Raw genomic sequence first — 16,722 nt, 5'->3', positions numbered from 1 at the left:
CCGCTTGCCGGATGGGGCACAACAATCTTCTTCCGTCTGTTGCTCGGGGAAATTGATGGGCGCGACAGGAAGGCAGATAATGATTAAGTGTGAGTCTGTAGCTTTGAATACACACGAGCGGGTCAACATGGCCTCAGCTTTTTTGAAGCAGCCGTCAGCGCTGCCATTACCATGAAGGAAGTTCTTTACCCAGGTCGTTACTGGCATTTCCTGCCTGATGGACGTATCCAGTGCGACCTGTGCCCCCGCAACTGCCGCCTGCACATCGGCCAGCGCGGCGCCTGCTTTGTGCGCCAGCGCATCGATGACCAGATGATCCTTACCGCCTATGGCCGTTCATCGGGGTTCTGCATCGATCCGATCGAGAAGAAGCCGCTCAACCATTTTTACCCCGGCAGCAGCGTTCTGTCGTTCGGCACGGCTGGCTGTAACCTGGCGTGCAAGTTTTGCCAGAACTGGGACATCAGCAAGTCCCGGGAGATGGAGACCCTCGCCGCCGTGGCCAGGCCCGAAGCAATCAGCGAGACGGCAGCGACCTACGGGTGCAACAGCGTGGCCTTCACCTACAACGACCCGGTGATTTTCGCCGAGTATGCAATGGACGTGGCCGACGCTTGCCACGAGCGCGGCATCAAGGCAGTGGCAGTGACGGCCGGCTACATGGGCGCGGAAGCACGGCGCGACTTCTACGCCAAGATGGATGCGGCGAACGTCGACTTGAAGGCATTCACCAACGAATTTTATTTCATGGTTACCGGTGCGCGCTTGCAGCCGGTATTGGACACGCTCAAGTACCTGAAGTACGAGACCGATGTCTGGCTCGAAATCACGACGCTGCTCATTCCCGGCAGAAACGATAGCAACGACGAAATTCGCGCCGAGGCGCAATGGATCGCAAAGGAATTGGGCGACGACGTGCCACTGCATTTCACGGCCTTCCATCCCGACTACAAAATGACCGATGTGCCGCCGACGCCGCCGTCCACGCTGACCCGCGCGCGCAAGATCGCGCTTGCGGAAGGATTGCAATATGTCTACACGGGTAACGTGCATGACACCGATGGCGGCTCAACATACTGCCCGGCATGTCGCGCGCGGCTCATCGTACGCGACTGGCATGAGATCGAATCCTACCGCCTGACTCAAGAAGGAAAGTGTCCCAAATGCTTCACGCAGATTGCGGGGCGGTTTGGACAGTTCGACCGTCAGTTCGGGCGCCGTCGAATTCCGATTCGGATCGGAAGGTAGAGTCTCCGGTAACTTAGGTGGTCGAGGCGAGTAGTCAGTCTTTGATGCTTTCAGTCCTCCCATATTTCTGGCCTCGACCCCAAGCTGACGTTTGCGAATATCCAGTGAAATAGGACGGCGCGTGGCTGTTTCGGAATGCTAGGCCGTTCGCTTGGGTTGGAGCATTTCATCTGTGATGTGACCATAGTCGAAGTAAATGAACCACGTTCGTAGAACGTGGTTTTGCCTTACGCCCCCCAGAGGGGGCACACCAGCGGCCCTTCGTAGAAGGCCCGCTAACTTGACCGCAATTGCAGTTCCTGTTGATGCGATTCTTCTTTTTCCTGAAAATTGACGTACTCCCGGATCATTTCACTGTCCAGTCCCACCGTGTCCACGCAGTAGCCTTTCGCCCAAAAATGATTGCCCCAATACGGCTTCTTCCTCATCTGCGGAAATACATTGAATAGCCTGATCGCCGTACGTCCTTTCAGGACACCCATCAGCTCCGATATCGACAACTTCGGCGGCACTTTCACTGAATTCCAGGTTCTGGTTGATCTTGCGCGTGCCTCCATAGACTCGCGCATACAAAGTGTCGCTGGCTGCGAGTTTGTGCTCGACAGTCATTCCAGCCTGCTGCTGCTCGACTTTCTTGCGCGTGTCGAAAAGCCTAGCCGCAGGAATCGCCTGACGCGGATTCTGATCGAAGGCCGCATGCGTCAGGCCCAACGGGTCCTGCGCTTGCGGCTGATCGAAAATATTGATTACGCCGGTAATCCTTGTATCGACGGAAGGCCGCGCAAGCACCTTCGCATTCATGTGCAAACGTTCAGCGGCGCTATGGTCGCGGTAACCGTCGGTTGAAAAACGGGAAATATCGAATGCGCCGCCAATCGTCTCCGTACCGCCGCCGGCGGAGGCACTGATCATGCGCTGGCCATAGGCGCCGGCACCGACCGCCACCGCACCGAATGGCATTGCAGGTGCAAGCGGCGGGTCTGCCGTAAATACCTGCACCACACCACCGGCGGCGTTGCCATATAGCTGGGCAACTGGGCCGCGCAAGACTTCGATGCGTCTTGCAGCGGCAAGGCTGGCGGTTGCGGCCTGGCCTTGACCATCGGGCATGGTGGCCGGTATGCCGTCGATCAACATCCTCACGCCACGCACGCCAAAGGTCGAACGCGTACCGAAGCCCCGCACCGACATCTGCAAATCCTGTGCGTAATTTTGCCGATCCCGGATTTGAAGGCCGGGGACCGCGGGAAGCAGTTCGGAAATATTGACCAGTGCAGACGTGTTGCGGAAAGGATCGACTTGTACCGAATCAATCGCGGCCGGCGCGTCAAAGAGACGCTGCTCGATGCGACTGGCGCTAACGACCACAGGGTCCAGCTACCTGACGGCGGCATCTTCTGCACATGCTGGCGACAACACAGTGACGCTCACGGCCACCGCAGCCACGACACTCGTTTCGGCACGAACGAATGGCTTAATGAATGAGTCCCATCTTACGCACCAGAGCAACGGTCTGGGCACGGTTCTCGGCGTCGAGCTTGCGGTTGATGCTGCGCGACGAGTCCGGACCGTCGTTTCGGAGACAAGCAATTTTTTCACCATGACCGAATTTGAATAACCATAGATAAGTAGGTGCAACACCTGGCGTTCTCGCTGCTCAACGCAAAGGCAGGGCTTCAAGAATTGTAATGATGTAGGTGCAATTACTTACCACCGTATTCGGGTGGTTGAACAGGTTCGCCAAACGAACGAAAATTAACCCGGACTTGATATGTGAGCACTGCGTCATCGGATCCGACCGATAGCGTTTGAAACGTGCGGCGAACAACTCGCGCTACGGCGACGCGGACCCGTATGCCCGCCAGCAAACCCTCGGAATCGGCTATCCCGATGTGGAAACAATGAATATGTACGAACCAGAAACAGCCGACTAAGGAACAGATTCGGCAATACCTGAATGAACGCAAAGCCGAACGCACGCCGCCGCCGGCTTTGGACGAAATCCGCAAGCGGCTTGGCTGGGCGGGTACCGATAAATGAACCGTCCGGCTTCGCGATGCATCCTACGCTCGCCGAGCGTATATAAGCGGTCTGGCAGCACGACTTTCGACAACGCGCCGATGACCGGTCAGGCACACTTCACGTCGATATCGACTTTGGCCGTAATGTAATTTATCGCAGTACCAACGGTCGCCCTCTTCCCGGCAGCTACGGTGACGCTACGCGTATCGGAAAACTGCAAGCCATTGCTGAATGTAGCGCTGCATCGTGCTGGTCGGCCGGAACGATTCTCAAGGGCGACCATGGGTACCGTGTTACGAAATGACTGTACGGCAATGTCAAGACCGCCAGCATTTACTGTGGTTTTGCCAAAGTAACTGTCTCGTCCTTGGGCAAATCCTGCGATTGACATCAACGTCAACGCAAACACTACGGTGAAAGACTTTTTCATCTCTGCCTACCTTGCTGAACATCAGCAGTTGTCACGGTACTGATTTATACCAATCTCACGCCATAACGTGACAAACGAAATCGATGGTTTTTTTCGGCTGACAAGACGCGATTTCATGTCGCGTTATGACGGGAGATTAGTATTAGATATGCATGAATGTCTTCTGTTCCAGATATTCCGCGTGTGTGCATGGCCTGTTCCGCTTGATCATCATTCGACGACCACTGCTATCGATATGAATGCGCGCAATGAACGGCAAGATCGAAGCAGACAAAAAAGCTCCGCCCACATAGCGGGCGGAGCATAAAGTCACCCAACCAAGGAGACAGAGACATTCGGTTCGCGACGGTCACGCTGGTCGCAATCGACACTGGGGGGCGCTTCCGCATGTCCCCCGTGATAGGCAAGCAGAAAGGCGAATGATTTGTCGATATAACGACCGCCCCCGCATCGATGATGGACGGATGCTACCGGATCGGTACAACGTGTGAACCACCCATTTCGGGCAGTATCGCGAAAAGAACGGTTGCCATGCGCGATATCTTGCCAGGAACGGCAATTCAAGCATTCGCACAATAATAACGAGGAGACGCGATTGGATCGCTATGTTTACGATGGCGATCTTCGGCATCATGATGATCCCGGTATTTTTCGCAGTCTTGCGCATGTTCTTCATGCGCCTCGCACCGCCCGAAGGCTTGACGAAAATAACGATCGCGGTCTGGATTATCTGATGAGCGCGGCTGAGAGCGATAGCAGCCTGATTGAGAGCGCAGGATACGTTTAACTGCGCGATAATCGCGATGAGGCTGCGGCGCAAGCGTGGTGGGAAAAGATAACCCGGCAGGAACAGAACGCCGCATAAGGGCCGGAAGAACGCATTTCCTAATCGAAAACAAACGCATGAAGAGAGAGCATATGAAACTAGGCTACACCATTATTTATGTACCGGACGTTGCCGCGTCTTTGCGTTTTTTCGAAGCAGCGTTCGGCCTGTCGCGACGCTTTCTCCATGAGTCAGGCAGCTATGGCGAAATGGAGACGGGCGATACGACACTGTCGTTCGCCGCCCATGAGCTGGGCGACATGAATTTTCCAGGCGGGCATGTGGCCGCCCACGATTCGGTGAAACCTCTTGGATTCGAGATCGCGTTTGTCACCGACGATGTTGCAGCGGCACATGCGGCTGCTCTGGCTGCGGGAGCCATTGAATTGGCTGCCCCAATGCAAAAGCCTTGGGGTCAGGTCGTGTCATATGTCCGCTGTCCCGATGGAATATTGGTCGAGCTGTGTACGCCTGTGTCTGGCTAACGAACCAGATGTAGCGATGGCCGGGGTGCATAGCGCGAATGATTTTGACTTCCGGCTCTTAGGCACCGCGCACTTTACCGACTGCATTCACAGTGACTTGAAGAAGACAATGTTGTAAGATGTCCCCATCCACTGCTTGCCGCAAGACGATGATTTTCATCTGTTCAAGCCAGGAGTGCCGAGCTGTCTCAGGTGCGCCTGCAGTATGCAAGCCAAACAAACACTGTGAATTCCCGTGGCGCAAAAACCTGTTCTGAACCTGCAATATCCTGCGAAAAAGCGCGAAAAGCTGGCCGACATGCTGTTTAGCGCGATTTTGAAATCGATCCAGGATGGAGACCTCGTCGAAGGCGACCGGCTCCCCGGCGAAGAAGCCTTGAGCGAGCAATACAATGTGTCGCGCCCGACAATACGCGAGGCGCTCGCCCGGCTGCGTGCAGGTGGCATTATCGTTTCACGCCAAGGCTCGGGAAGCTATGTGGGCCGCTTGCAGCATCTGGACGTATTGGCGTTCAGCGACTTGTCCAGCATTGCGGACTTCGAACGCTGCTTCGAGTTTCGGCGTGGGATCGAAGCCGGCGCCTGCGCATTGGCGGCGCAGCTGCGCAGTGCCGATGATCTTGAACACATCCAGGCGGCTTATCAGCGTTTGCGTATGGCGTTAGAGCGCGGGGAAATGGGTGCGGAAGAAGATTTTGCATTTCACTTGGCGGTCGCGGCTGCATCCAGGAATCATTTTTTCCAGTCGATCCTGGAATCGATTCACAGTCAGGTTTTATTCAGCATGTCACTGTCGAGAAACTTCGCGCGCGAACGCAGCGCCGATCGCAAGGCCGCGGCCGACCAGGAACACCGGGCGGTCGTGGATGCCATTGTGCGGCAAGACCCGGTTGCCGCCGCCGATGCAATGCGAAGCCATATCGATAACTCGGTTGCGCGAATCCTGATTGGTGAAAATGCATGCCTGACATGACCCGCATGCAACGGTAGGTCGTCAGCCCGGTCCGCAATAAACGGCGTGCGCCGCTTTCATTTGTATGATGATTGATCCGGGCCCTCAGGCAGACCGTGTAAAATAGGATCGTCTTCTTTTGTCCTTAATGCATTTTCCACATCGATGAATACATACGCACCAGTGTCGGGCAACCCTAACAGGGGCAATGTAGGCAGCCTCAGCCGGCAATTGATTGATTTGCTGACCGAACGGATCCACCAGCGCGAACTCAAGGCAGGCGACCGGTTTCCGACCGAAATCGAGTTGATCGAGCAGTACGGAGTCAGCCGCACCGTCGTCCGGGAAGCGGTATCGAGTCTTAAAGCCGATGGACTTGTCGAAACCAGGCATGGAATCGGCACCTTTGTGCTTGAACCCAGCCGCCGTGCGCGCGTGGCAACCGATCCGAAAGAAGTACAGACCATCAAGGAAGTGCTGCAATTGCTCCAGTTCCGAATTAGCCTCGAACCGGAAACCGCTTTTCTTGCGGCACAACGACGCAGCGAGGAAGAACTTGCCGGGATCAGGGCTGCACTCGATGAATTGATTGCCTGCCGGGCGCGCGCCGACGACTCGACAGCGGCAGACTTCGCTTTTCACAAGAGCATCGCCAATGCAAGCGGCAATCGCTTTTACGCCGAAACCTTGAGCTTTCTCGGTTCGCGTGCGATTCCTCGCGCGCAGGTTCGCACTCACCAGTTCCAAACCTTGCCGCGTCAACAGTATCTTGACGTGGTTAACCAGCAGCACGAAGCGGTATTCGACGCAATCGCCGCAGGCCAGGCGGAACAGGCACGCGACGCAATGCTGACGCATCTGACGACCAGCATGGAGCGGCTGCGCAATGCGATTGCTGCTGACAATGCTTAGGTGCATTATTGCGTTGTCAATCTTCTTCCCGTAAATCCTCCAGTTCATAAAGCAAAGACCTCATGCTCGGAAGAGCATGAGGTCTTTGCTTTATGTCGGCGCTGAATGAAATCGCCCCGGCAACTCAGGCCGGGGCGAGGGATAAAGCAAGCTTTGTAATTACTTCAGCATCAGGTTGGGCAGCCACAACGAGAACGACGGCACGAACGTGATCAGTAGCATTGCGGCTATCAGCGCGCCATAGAACGGCCAGATGGTTTTCATTACCTGCCCGACGCTGATTTCACCAATCGCACAACCGACGAACTGGGTGGTGCCCACCGGCGGCGTGTTCAGGCCAAGCGCGCAGTTGATCAGCATGAGCATGCCGAACTGCACCGGGTCCATCCCGAACTTCATAGCGATCGGAAGGAAGATCGGCGTACAGATCAGGATCGTGCTTGCCATGTCCATGAAGGTGCCCAGGATGAACAGGATCAGGTTGATCATCAAAAAGATCGCCCATGGACTGGTGGAGATCGACGCCATCATTTCACCGGTCAGCTCAGCCACTTCATACAGGCTCATCAGATGCTGGAAAACCGCCGAGATACCAATCAGAAGCAGCACGACACCTGTGGTTTTGACTGCCTTCGCAGCCGACTTCATCAAGTGCTCCCAAGTCATTGACTTGTACACCACGACAGTCAGAATCAAGGCGTAGAGCACGGCGACCGATGCCGCTTCCGTCGCGGTAAACACACCGGACAAAATGCCTGTCAGGATGATTACAGCGATCAACAGCCCCGGCAACGCAGCAGCGAACGAGGCGATGACCTCGCCCCATCCGGGGAATGTGCCCGCCGGATACTTACGCTTCACGGCCACCAGATACGCGGCGAACAGCATACAGATTGTCAGCACCAGTGCCGGGATCATACCCGCCATGATCAGCGAGGAAATCGATACCGCACCGCCGGCAGCGAAGGCATAGATCACCATGTTATGGCTGGTCGGCATCAACGCTCCAACCAGCGAGGCATGGGTCGTCACGTTGACTGCGTAGTCGGCGTGATAGCCCTCTTTCTTCATCATTGGGATCATCACCGCGCCCATCGCCGACACGTCGGCGACCGGTGATCCGGAGACGCCGCCGAACAGGGTGCAGGACACCACATTCGACATGCCAAGGCCGCCGCGCACATGACCGGTCAGGCTTTTCGCGAAACGGACGATACGTTCAGCGACGCCACCGTATAGCATGATCTCGCCGGCAAAAATGAAGAACGGAATCGCCAGGAACGAAAAAATGTTCATGCCCGACACCATGCGCTGGAACAGCACCGCCATGGGCATGCCTTCGACCAGCAGCGCAACGGCGGAAGACAGTCCGATCGCAAAGGCGACCGGTACGCCGATCAGGAGAAAGCTGGCGAAGCTGAGGACGAGAATTGTCAGTGCCATGATGGGATTACTTCCTTACCAGTAACGATTGCAATGATGTGTTCAATGCAAAAAAGAATAATGAGTACGCCGGCAATCACCACGGCGACATAGTTGATCCCCTCGGAGACGCCGAGCGATGGGATCTTGTAATTCATGACCGAGCGGCCGAGCACCGTGCCATACCACACCATTGCCACGCCGAAACTTGCGACAAGCGCATGAATGACGATTTCGAATTTGGTGCGCAGCTTTTCCGGCAACAGAATCAGGATCGATTCCATCCCGATGTGGCCGGCATCGCGCACGCCCGCCGCAGCACCGAGCATGGTCACGTAAATCACGAGCACCAGCGAGGTGCCCTCGGCCCAAGTCGGGGTGTCGTTCAGGACATAACGCCCGAACACCTGCCAGACGACGACGAACACGATCCCGAACAGGGCGGCCACGGCCGTCACCATGGCGGCGCGGCACAGCATCGCGTTGAATCGGGTCAGGAACGATACTTTTTCAACTTGAACAGGCATTGCGTCGTCCGCACGTAGGGTTGCTTCTAACATACTTCCTCCAGGCTTACAGATAGCGCGGGAAGGCTGGCGTGCAGCCTTCCCCGCTCGAGTGTCGCCGTTACGATAAAAAGCTGATTACTTGGCGCTGTTCTGAATGCGGACGACGAGGTCCTTCAGTGCAGGGTCGGTCACGAAACGGTCGTACACCGGCTTCATCGCTGCGCTAAAGCCCGCCTTGTCCACTTCATTGATCTGTGCACCGCCGCCCGTCACTACCTGGCGCGCCTTGGCTTCACGCTCGTCCCACAGCTTGCGCATGTGCGGCACCGATTCCTTGGCCGCCTTGCGGATCATCTGCTGGTCTTCCTTCGACAAGCCATCCCATACCTTCTTCGAAAAGACCAGCACTTCCGGCGCCATCGAATGCTCGGTGCGGCTGTAATACTTGGCCGCTTCATAGTGACGCGACGATTCGAACGACGGCCAGTTGTTTTCCGCGCCATCGACCAGGCCAGTCTTCAAGGCCGTATAGACTTCCGCATACGGCATCGGCGTCGCATTCGCACCCAATGCCTGCATGATCGCTACCCACATCTCCGATTGCTGCACCCGGATCTTCATGCCTTTCATGTCGGCCACGGCCTTGATCGGCTTCTTGGTCGTGTAGAACGAGCGCGAGCCGCTGTCATAGAAGGCCAGGCCGACGAAGCCTTCCTTTTCCAGCGAGGCCAGGATCTGGTCGCCGATCGGGCCATCGAGGGTGTCGCGCATATGCTGCGTGGAACGGAACAGGAACGGCAGCGACGGCACCATCATCGCCGGCGAAATCGCATGCAGCACCGCGCTGTTGATGCGCACCATGTCCAGCGCGCCGATCTTGACTTGCTCGACCGTATCCTTTTCCGAACCCATCGCGCTGTTGGCGAACACTTTCACACCGAGCCGGCCCTTGGTCTGCTCATTGAGCACCTTGCCCATCTGCGTGACCGCCTGCACCGTCGGGTAATCGGTCGGATGCACATCCGACGAACGGAAATCCTTCGCATGGCCGATCAGGGCAACGGCGGCGAGCGCGACGGCGACGCCGGTTCGCTTGAGGGTATTGATCTTGACTTTCATTTGGTGGTCTCCTCTTTCTTGTCAATGGCGTTATGCCAGGAATGGGAACGGTTGTTCAGGTAAGCCCTTCACACCCGGATTGAATGAAAAAATACCGCCGGCCAGCGGCTGTTCGGTCGCGACCGAAGGATGGTCGGGGCGGATCGATGTGACATACATGGTCTCCAGACCGTTGCCGCCGAAGGAGCACATCGCCGGCTTCTTGACCGGCAATTCGATGCTGCGATCAAGACGCCCTTCAGGCGTAAAGCGATGCACCATGCCAGCGTCATTGCCGCAAATCCAGTAGCAGCCGTCTTCATCCACGGCGGCGCCGTCCGGGCGGCCTGGATATTCCTTCATGTCGATGAAGACGCGCCGATTGCTCGGCACGCCGTCGGCAATGTCATAGTCGAAGGCCCAGATAGTCTGAACCGTGGGATGGGAATCCGACAGATACATGGTGCGTCCGTCCGGCGACCATGCCATGCCATTGGGAACGATCATGGGACCGATCTGCGCTTGCAATCCTTGTGCATCGAACCGGTAGACGGTGCCGACTTCGCGGTTGAGCGACATATCCAGATGCATCGTGCCGGCCCAGAAACGCCCCTGGCGATCACAACGGCCGTCGTTGAAGCGCATCGGCTGGTCGGCATGGGCGACGCCGGCGAGCAGGCGTGCATCGAGATTTTCACCCTCGCCTAGCTGAAGCGTGAATACACCGCTCTCCAGGCCGGCGATCAGCCCCCCCGCAGCGTTAAGCGCGATGCAGGCGACCATTTCCGGCGCCTGCCATGCACGCAAAGCCCCGGTTGACGGCGACCAGCGATAAATCTTTTTGGCCGGAATGTCGGTCCAGTACAAGGCCTGGTCGCGAGGGTCCCAGATCGGGCTTTCGCCCACGCTGTTTTTCAGGTCGGCTACGAGATTGATAGATGGTGTAGGCATTATCGGCTGCGATGGGTTGGCGGATTACTGGTCGAACGGGCCGTGGGTAACAAAGCGGCCACCCTGATACACCATCATCGGATCGTCCGGCGATGCCGGCGGCTGGGCCTCGACCTTTGCGCGGAAAGGTTCGGAACTGTCTTTCGGATGGAAGCCGAGGTGCGCCGCCTTGCTGTTATCCCACCAGGCATCGCGGTTGTCCGATGCGCCATAGACAATGGTGTGTCCGACATTCGGCGTCTGGAGCGCGCAGCGCATCAATTCGGTAAGGTCGTCGTAGCTGAGAAAAGTCGACATCATCCTGCGGTCCGCAGGCTCGGAAAAAGAGGAACCGATGCGCACGCAGACGGTTTCAATGCCGTAGCGGTCAAAATAGAAGCGCGACAGGATTTCACCGAAACCTTTGCTGATGCCGTACAGGCTGTCGGGACGCATGGGAGCCTCGGCATCGAGCTTTTCCGTTTGCTTGTAAAAGCCGATTACATGATTGGAACTGGCAAACACGATGCGCTTGACGCCGCGTTTGCGGGCGGCTTCGTACAGATTGAACACGCCGGTGATGTTGGCATTCAGGATGGGGGCAAACGCCGCTTCTACCGAAATCCCCCCAAGGTGAACGACTGCATCGACGCCGCCGAGCATTTCATGCACCGCTGCCGCATCTCCCAGGTCGCATGGGAACAATTCTTCATTTGGCGCGGCGGAACCGAGGCCTGTGAGGTCCGACAGGCGCAAGGTGGTGGCAAACGGCGCCAGCCGTTCACGCAATACTTTTCCAAGCCCGCCGGCGGCTCCGGTGATGAGGAGTCTATTCATTATTGTTGCACCCTTGTCTAGGCATTGGCTTTGCCAGGAAGGCATTTATGCGACTGATGCTCATACCCGGTAAGCAAAATTTAAATGTAAGATGTATGACCACGCAGGTTACCGGACTGCTACGCAGGGTGTCAAGCGCGCTATAAAAGTTTTTTAATCATTTTCCGGGAGGGGCCATTTCTCGCTGCGATTGCGCGACAGGCAAAGGCGGGATTTCGCCGCCACAGGAGTATTGCTTGGTGCCAATCACGCACTGCCTTGCGCTGCGGCGCCTGGTTGCAGCAAGCGGATCAAGCCGCTCATGCGTCAGCCACCCGTTTTTTTGCACTTCACCAAAACTAGCGCCACGAGAGGGGCGGGCTAAAAATGCCACACAAAAGAACGCCTCATCAGCCTCAGATTTTCCAGGCACCATGGCTTACTGACACAAGCCGTCAATTACCCTGATTGACGCACCGCCGCGTGCCTGCGTCATTCAATCAGCACCCGGAGCACACCCCTTCAACCAGATGGACTGGAACAAATTCAAGCCCCGTTGAATACGCGGCATTAAAGCGATTTACCTAGTTGTTTTGTTTTTAGTTCAGTTGTATGATGTGTGACGTTTCTGCAGTTTGCTCGTCCGAGGAGCTCCGCAACCCGGCATTTCCTTGCCTATGCGGTCGCTTTAAGACCCACGCGTCCATTAACTTTTGAAAGACAACACGAATATGCATCCAGCTGAATTAAAAGCCGCTGTCGGCGGCGGACTTCTTTCCTTTCCGGTTACCGATTTCGACAAGGCCGGCAATTTCAACGCGCCAAGCTATGCCGACAGACTGGAATGGCTTGCGCCATACAACGCGTCTGCCTTGTTCGTCGCAGGCGGCACCGGCGAATTCTTTTCCTTGACTCAACAGGAATATCCTCAAGTGATCAAGACTGCGGTCGATCGCATCAAGGGTCGCGTACCCCTGATCGCCGGCACCGGTTTTGGAACACGCACCGCGATCCAGTATGCGCAGGAAGCGGAACGCTTGGGCGCGGACGGTCTTCTCGTATTGCCGCACTATCTGACCGAAGCAAGCCAGGAAGGCCTCTATCAGCACGTCAAAGCAATCTGCGACTCAGTGAAGATCGGCGTCATCGTCTATAACCGCGCACCTTGCCGCCTGCAGCCGGCTACCCTGGTGCGTCTGGCGGACGCCTGCCCTAACCTCGTCGGCTTCAAGGATGGCTTCGGCGACATCGATCTGATGGTCGGCGTTCGCCAAAAGCTTGGCGACCGTTTCGTCTACCTGGGCGGCCTGCCGACGGCTGAATTGTTTGCACGCCCCTATCTGGCCATGGGTGTGACGACCTACTCATCCGCGGTATTCAACTTCATTCCCAAGACCGCCATGGATTTTTATCGCGCCATCCGCGAAGACAATCATGCTGTGGTGGACCACTTGCTGGACACCTTCTTCCTGCCGTTCATCGAGTTGCGCAACAAGACGCCGGGCTATGCAGTCAGCCTGATCAAGGCAGGCGTGGAAATCGTCGGCCATGGCGGTGGAGAAGTTCGCGCACCGCTGTCATCCTGCAACGAACAGGAATACGAGACCCTGCGCCAACTGATCGCTCCCCTCGGACCGCAGTAAGCGCGACGCCTGTACTCTCTAATACCTCGGAAGGAAACATGAAACCGTTCAATAACTTCATCGCCGGAGAATGGGTGCCGGGTGCGCGCACCCAGCAGAATATCAATCCGTCGGACACTTCCGACGTTATCGGAGAGTATGCGCAAGCCAGCACCGCGCAGGCATTCGACGCGGTTGCGGCAGCCAAACAGGCAAGCGGCGCCTGGGCAAGAACCAGCGTACAAGAGAAGTCCGATGCGCTGGACTTCATCAGCCGCGAACTTTTGGACCGGCGCGAAGAACTGGGCACCCTGCTTGCCCGCGAAGAAGGCAAGACGCTCGCCGACGGCATGGGCGAGGTGGCGCGTGCCGCGTATATCTTCCGTTTCTTTGCGGGCGAAGTCTTGCACGCGGGAGGTGAGCTGATCGATTCGGTGCGGCCGAACGTCAGGGTCGAAGTCACGCGCGAACCGGTGGGCGTAGTGTCGATCATCACGCCATGGAATTTTCCGATTGCAATCCCCGCATGGAAAATCGCCCCTGCTCTTGCTTTCGGCAACGCGGTTGTACTCAAGCCGGCCGAACTCGTTCCAGGCAGTGCATGGGCGCTCGCCGAAATCATTTCGCGCGCCGGGCTGCCCGCCGGCACCTTCAATCTGGTCATCGGCAAGGGGTCAGAGATCGGCCCGGCGCTGATCGAATCGCCGCACGTCGATGCGATCACCTTCACCGGTTCGGTCGCTACCGGGAAGCGGATTGCCAGCCAGGCCGTCGGACGCCTGGCAAAGCTGCAGATGGAAATGGGCGGCAAGAATCCGCAAGTCATCCTGGACGATGCGGACCTGAATGTCGCGGTCAATGTTGCATTGCAAAGCGCGTTTTTCCAGACCGGCCAACGTTGCACTGCGTCGAGCCGCCTGATCGTCACCGATGGTATCCATGACCGCTTCGTCTCTGCCCTGCGCGAGCGCATGGAAACCCTGCGCATCGATCATGCGCTCAAGGCAGGCACGGATATCGGCCCGGTCGTCGACCAGCAGCAGCTTGACCAGGATCTCCGATACATCGAGATCGGCAAGGAGGAAGGCGCGAATCTGGTATTTGGCGGCGATCGCCTGCAGCGCGATACGGAAGGCTTTTATCTGCAGCCGGCGTTGTTTACCGAAACCACCGCCGAAATGCGCATCAACCGCGAAGAAATCTTCGGCCCGGTTGCTAGCGTGATGCGCGTGAAGGACTATGACGAAGCGATTGCGGTGGCCAACGACACGCCGTTCGGCCTGAGCGCGGGCATCGCGACGACCTCGCTCAAGCATGCCGACCACTTCAAGAGGAATTCACAAGCCGGCATGGTGATGGTTAACCTGCCTACCGCGGGAGTGGATTACCATGTGCCATTCGGCGGACGCAAGGGTTCGAGCTACGGCCCGCGCGAGCAGGGCAAGGCAGCGCGCGAGTTCTATACCACCGTCAAGACTTCCTACGTCGGTTGAACCAACGCCAGGCCATGGAGACAGGCAAGCTCGTCAAGCTGCGCAACAGCGATCTGGAGGCATGGATTAGTCCGGATCACGGCGCAGCGATCGCTCGCCTGTTCGAGCCGAAAACTGGCTTCCAGATCCTGCGCGAAACCTCGCATCAGGAAATCGCCAATGGCGAAACCATGAAGTTCGGCTGCTTTCCCATGGTGCCATACTCGAATCGCATGGGATACAGGCAGCTGCGCTTCGAAGACACGATTTACCAGCTCGACAGCAACCGTGAAGGCGCTCCCCATAGTTTTCATGGCAACGCGTGGATGGTCAAATGGGAAGTCGAGCACCTCGGACCCGACACGCTGACGCTGTCCTATGCACATTGCATCGGCGATGGCCACTGGCCTTTTCCTTATCTGGCAAGACAATCGCTGACGCTGGACGGATCGACATTTCGCCTTTCCATATCGATAGAGAATACCGGCCCGCATCCCTTCCCCGCCGGTGCAGGCTGGCATCCTTTCTTCCGCATCGAGCCGGATTCGCGCATCAGTTTTGAGGCAGACAAAATCTTTCTGAACGATCAGGATATGTTGCCGCATGCGTCGATGCCGGCCATAGGTGGCTGGAGTTTTGGCAGCGGACGCGCGGTCAGCGGATTGGGCGTCGACAACTGTTTTTCCGGCTGGAGCGGCACGGCACTTCTGGAGCATCCTGCAGCCGGACGGGCCGTATCAATCACTGGCTGCGACACGCTCTCATCGCTGGTGGTGTTTCGCCCTTCGGATGGGCGGCAGTTCATCGCGGTGGAACCGGTATCCCACGTCAATAATGGCGCGAATCTGATGGCGCAGGGTTGTGCCAATACCGGCATTCGGGTTCTCAAGCCTTCCGAGAGCATGAGCGCGGTCATGGAAATTACTGTCGGACGTAGCTGACAGAACGCCTCGACCGCCGCAACGGCGATAATTATCTTATCGCCGTTGACTATACACATCCCAACCGGCGTTCATGAAAACGCTTAGTGCAGTGCCGAGGTACCTGTATCCGGTTGCTGAGTGGCGGCGACACCGCTCGGAACATATGCGGCCGTTGCAGCAGCGGTGTCATTGAAGTGATGGAAGCGCTTCACTTTGCCGTCCTGCATCGTAAAAATATGCACCCAGGGGCTTTCGTAGGTTTGACCGGTCGAGCGCACCAGCCATGTTGCCTGGCCGGTCACTGCTACTTTATCGCCGTCCGCAATAAAGTCTTGCGGCTCGAAACGGATTACCTGCTGAGCCTCGTCCAGTACCCGGAAGAATTCGGCGACGCCCGCCTTGCCGCGATACGTTCCCGAGAATGGAATGTTCTCTGTCTCAAGGCCGACCCATTCAATGTCTTCGGTATACAGATCGAGTAAGCCTTGTATATCGCCGCTCTGGAATTTCTGATATCCGAGCATTGCTAGCTGCTTGCTTTCCTGGCTGTTCATCATGACCTCCTTGTGAGATCGTTGGTCCCCTTTGCCTCGCCTAGCATCAACATAGATCAAGGTTGACGAAGGCGGTTGTGGAAGGTCAATCCTTGCCGACGCAAACCGGAACTATAAAACATTCCTTTCCACAAATTGCCTCGCATGAACATGTGAGGCGCATGCCTTCGTCCACCATTCTATTCGTGCGCGATCCGATCCGCCATTTTGGCTTGAAGCAGTCGATATGCTGAACGAATTCCCTGCCCTCGTGACATTTTCCGCCATTGCCGTAATGCGCCTGGTGCTGCTCGCGAAGGCACCACTTTCCAGCAACGCCGCGATCGGCAATCCGGCGAGAGGGCGGGGGCAGGTTTACGCCAAGAATCTCGAACCGGGTATACTGCGAAAACAGCAACCCGCCCGTCCTGGACATCATTCACTGAAAGATACTTGGGATCGGCGGCGTTCTTTCTGTCGTGCACTTTGGCACGGCGTGGGCCGAACCTGAAAGCGGAGTAT

Annotated in this window: 16 protein-coding genes and 2 pseudogenes; 9 read left to right on the top strand and 9 right to left on the bottom strand. The window is 56.9% G+C overall.

The window, feature by feature from the left end:
- The first annotated feature begins 171 nt into the window (after positions 1 to 171).
- Positions 172 to 1,248, top strand: coding sequence for an AmmeMemoRadiSam system radical SAM enzyme (gene amrS / locus D3871_RS26550; RefSeq protein WP_119772082.1), 1,077 nt, complete (start codon positions 172 to 174; stop codon positions 1,246 to 1,248).
- A 275-nt stretch (positions 1,249 to 1,523) separates the two neighbouring features.
- On the opposite strand, the pseudogene tnpA reads toward amrS, so the two are convergent.
- The 3 genes and pseudogenes from tnpA to D3871_RS31790 all read right to left on the bottom strand — a co-directional run.
- Positions 1,524 to 1,766 (bottom strand): annotated as a pseudogene (tnpA, locus tag D3871_RS26545) (IS200/IS605 family transposase); the annotation flags it as partial.
- 493 nt (positions 1,767 to 2,259) lie between these two features.
- Positions 2,260 to 2,616, bottom strand: a pseudogene (locus D3871_RS31580) (TonB-dependent receptor plug domain-containing protein); the annotation flags it as partial.
- Positions 2,617 to 2,625: 9 nt separating this feature from the next.
- Complete coding sequence (locus D3871_RS31790) at positions 2,626 to 2,928, bottom strand: LuxR C-terminal-related transcriptional regulator (protein WP_420799683.1); 303 nt, start codon at positions 2,926 to 2,928, stop codon at positions 2,626 to 2,628.
- A 1,367-nt stretch (positions 2,929 to 4,295) separates the two neighbouring features.
- Here D3871_RS31790 and D3871_RS30035 point away from each other — a divergent pair.
- The 4 genes from D3871_RS30035 (at position 4,296) to D3871_RS26515 (ending at position 6,875) form a co-directional block, all read left to right on the top strand.
- Positions 4,296 to 4,487, top strand: a complete 192-nt coding sequence (locus D3871_RS30035) for a hypothetical protein (protein WP_147376918.1) — start codon at positions 4,296 to 4,298, stop codon at positions 4,485 to 4,487.
- 131 nt (positions 4,488 to 4,618) lie between these two features.
- Complete coding sequence (locus D3871_RS26525) at positions 4,619 to 5,011, top strand: VOC family protein (protein WP_119772079.1); 393 nt, start codon at positions 4,619 to 4,621, stop codon at positions 5,009 to 5,011.
- A gap of 235 nt (positions 5,012 to 5,246) precedes the next feature.
- On the top strand, positions 5,247 to 5,984 hold the full coding sequence (locus D3871_RS26520) for a FadR/GntR family transcriptional regulator (RefSeq protein WP_119772078.1): 738 nt from the start codon (positions 5,247 to 5,249) through the stop codon (positions 5,982 to 5,984).
- Between the two features lie 144 nt (positions 5,985 to 6,128).
- Entirely contained in the window at positions 6,129 to 6,875 is a 747-nt protein-coding gene (locus D3871_RS26515) for a FadR/GntR family transcriptional regulator (protein WP_119772077.1), read from the top strand.
- A gap of 159 nt (positions 6,876 to 7,034) precedes the next feature.
- On the opposite strand, the gene D3871_RS26510 is transcribed toward D3871_RS26515, so the two are convergent.
- From D3871_RS26510 to D3871_RS26490, 5 genes are all read right to left on the bottom strand, one after another.
- The gene (locus D3871_RS26510) at positions 7,035 to 8,318 is read right to left on the bottom strand and encodes a TRAP transporter large permease (RefSeq protein WP_119772076.1); all 1,284 of its coding nucleotides are present in this window, start codon (positions 8,316 to 8,318) and stop codon (positions 7,035 to 7,037) included.
- A complete protein-coding gene (locus D3871_RS26505; protein WP_199724972.1) occupies positions 8,309 to 8,758 on the bottom strand; it encodes a TRAP transporter small permease in 450 nt (149 codons plus the stop codon). The genes D3871_RS26510 and D3871_RS26505 overlap by 10 nt, the downstream gene beginning before the upstream one ends.
- A gap of 183 nt (positions 8,759 to 8,941) precedes the next feature.
- Positions 8,942 to 9,925, bottom strand: a complete 984-nt coding sequence (locus D3871_RS26500) for a TRAP transporter substrate-binding protein (RefSeq protein WP_119772075.1) — start codon at positions 9,923 to 9,925, stop codon at positions 8,942 to 8,944.
- Positions 9,926 to 9,955: 30 nt separating this feature from the next.
- On the bottom strand, positions 9,956 to 10,855 hold the full coding sequence (locus D3871_RS26495; protein WP_119772074.1) for an SMP-30/gluconolactonase/LRE family protein: 900 nt from the start codon (positions 10,853 to 10,855) through the stop codon (positions 9,956 to 9,958).
- Positions 10,856 to 10,879: 24 nt separating this feature from the next.
- Positions 10,880 to 11,671, bottom strand: coding sequence for an NAD-dependent epimerase/dehydratase family protein (locus D3871_RS26490; protein WP_233575830.1), 792 nt, complete (start codon positions 11,669 to 11,671; stop codon positions 10,880 to 10,882).
- Between the two features lie 710 nt (positions 11,672 to 12,381).
- Between D3871_RS26490 and kdgD the strand changes: the two genes are divergently transcribed.
- From kdgD to D3871_RS26475, 3 genes are read left to right on the top strand one after another with little or no spacing between them, the layout of a single operon-like run.
- A complete protein-coding gene (kdgD, locus tag D3871_RS26485) occupies positions 12,382 to 13,293 on the top strand; it encodes a 5-dehydro-4-deoxyglucarate dehydratase (RefSeq protein WP_119772072.1) in 912 nt (303 codons plus the stop codon).
- Positions 13,294 to 13,331: 38 nt separating this feature from the next.
- The gene (locus tag D3871_RS26480; protein ID WP_119772071.1) at positions 13,332 to 14,765 is read left to right on the top strand and encodes an aldehyde dehydrogenase family protein; all 1,434 of its coding nucleotides are present in this window, start codon (positions 13,332 to 13,334) and stop codon (positions 14,763 to 14,765) included.
- A 14-nt stretch (positions 14,766 to 14,779) separates the two neighbouring features.
- Positions 14,780 to 15,685, top strand: a complete 906-nt coding sequence (locus D3871_RS26475; protein ID WP_119772070.1) for an aldose 1-epimerase — start codon at positions 14,780 to 14,782, stop codon at positions 15,683 to 15,685.
- 83 nt (positions 15,686 to 15,768) lie between these two features.
- Here the strand turns inward: D3871_RS26475 and D3871_RS26470 are convergent, their stop codons facing one another.
- Positions 15,769 to 16,224 (bottom strand): nuclear transport factor 2 family protein, encoded by a 456-nt coding sequence (locus D3871_RS26470; protein ID WP_119772069.1) that lies wholly within the window; start codon positions 16,222 to 16,224, stop codon positions 15,769 to 15,771.
- Between the two features lie 223 nt (positions 16,225 to 16,447).
- Between D3871_RS26470 and D3871_RS30030 the strand changes: the two genes are divergently transcribed.
- Entirely contained in the window at positions 16,448 to 16,711 is a 264-nt protein-coding gene (locus D3871_RS30030; protein ID WP_147376917.1) for a hypothetical protein, read from the top strand.
- Positions 16,712 to 16,722 lie beyond the last annotated feature (11 nt).

The sequence above is a fragment of the Noviherbaspirillum saxi genome (genome assembly GCF_003591035.1).
Classification (GTDB): Bacteria; Pseudomonadota; Gammaproteobacteria; order Burkholderiales; family Burkholderiaceae_D; genus Noviherbaspirillum; species Noviherbaspirillum saxi.
The sequence above is the reverse complement of the archived record's forward strand: the minus strand, read 5'-3'. Positions and strand labels throughout refer to the sequence as shown.

Coding starts and splice junctions, on each gene's coding strand:
- D3871_RS26500 (WP_119772075.1), bottom strand. CDS start 9,925: ATGAAAGTCAAGATCAATACCCTCAAGCGAACCGGCGTCGCCGTCGCG.
- amrS (WP_119772082.1), top strand. CDS start 172: ATGAAGGAAGTTCTTTACCCAGGTCGTTACTGGCATTTCCTGCCTGAT.
- D3871_RS26470 (WP_119772069.1), bottom strand. CDS start 16,224: ATGATGAACAGCCAGGAAAGCAAGCAGCTAGCAATGCTCGGATATCAG.
- D3871_RS26515 (WP_119772077.1), top strand. CDS start 6,129: ATGAATACATACGCACCAGTGTCGGGCAACCCTAACAGGGGCAATGTA.
- D3871_RS26525 (WP_119772079.1), top strand. CDS start 4,619: ATGAAACTAGGCTACACCATTATTTATGTACCGGACGTTGCCGCGTCT.
- D3871_RS30030 (WP_147376917.1), top strand. CDS start 16,448: ATGCTGAACGAATTCCCTGCCCTCGTGACATTTTCCGCCATTGCCGTA.
- D3871_RS26495 (WP_119772074.1), bottom strand. CDS start 10,855: ATGCCTACACCATCTATCAATCTCGTAGCCGACCTGAAAAACAGCGTG.
- D3871_RS26490 (WP_233575830.1), bottom strand. CDS start 11,671: ATGAATAGACTCCTCATCACCGGAGCCGCCGGCGGGCTTGGAAAAGTA.
- D3871_RS26475 (WP_119772070.1), top strand. CDS start 14,780: ATGGAGACAGGCAAGCTCGTCAAGCTGCGCAACAGCGATCTGGAGGCA.
- D3871_RS26480 (WP_119772071.1), top strand. CDS start 13,332: ATGAAACCGTTCAATAACTTCATCGCCGGAGAATGGGTGCCGGGTGCG.
- D3871_RS26510 (WP_119772076.1), bottom strand. CDS start 8,318: ATGGCACTGACAATTCTCGTCCTCAGCTTCGCCAGCTTTCTCCTGATC.
- kdgD (WP_119772072.1), top strand. CDS start 12,382: ATGCATCCAGCTGAATTAAAAGCCGCTGTCGGCGGCGGACTTCTTTCC.
- D3871_RS26505 (WP_199724972.1), bottom strand. CDS start 8,758: ATGGTGACGGCCGTGGCCGCCCTGTTCGGGATCGTGTTCGTCGTCGTC.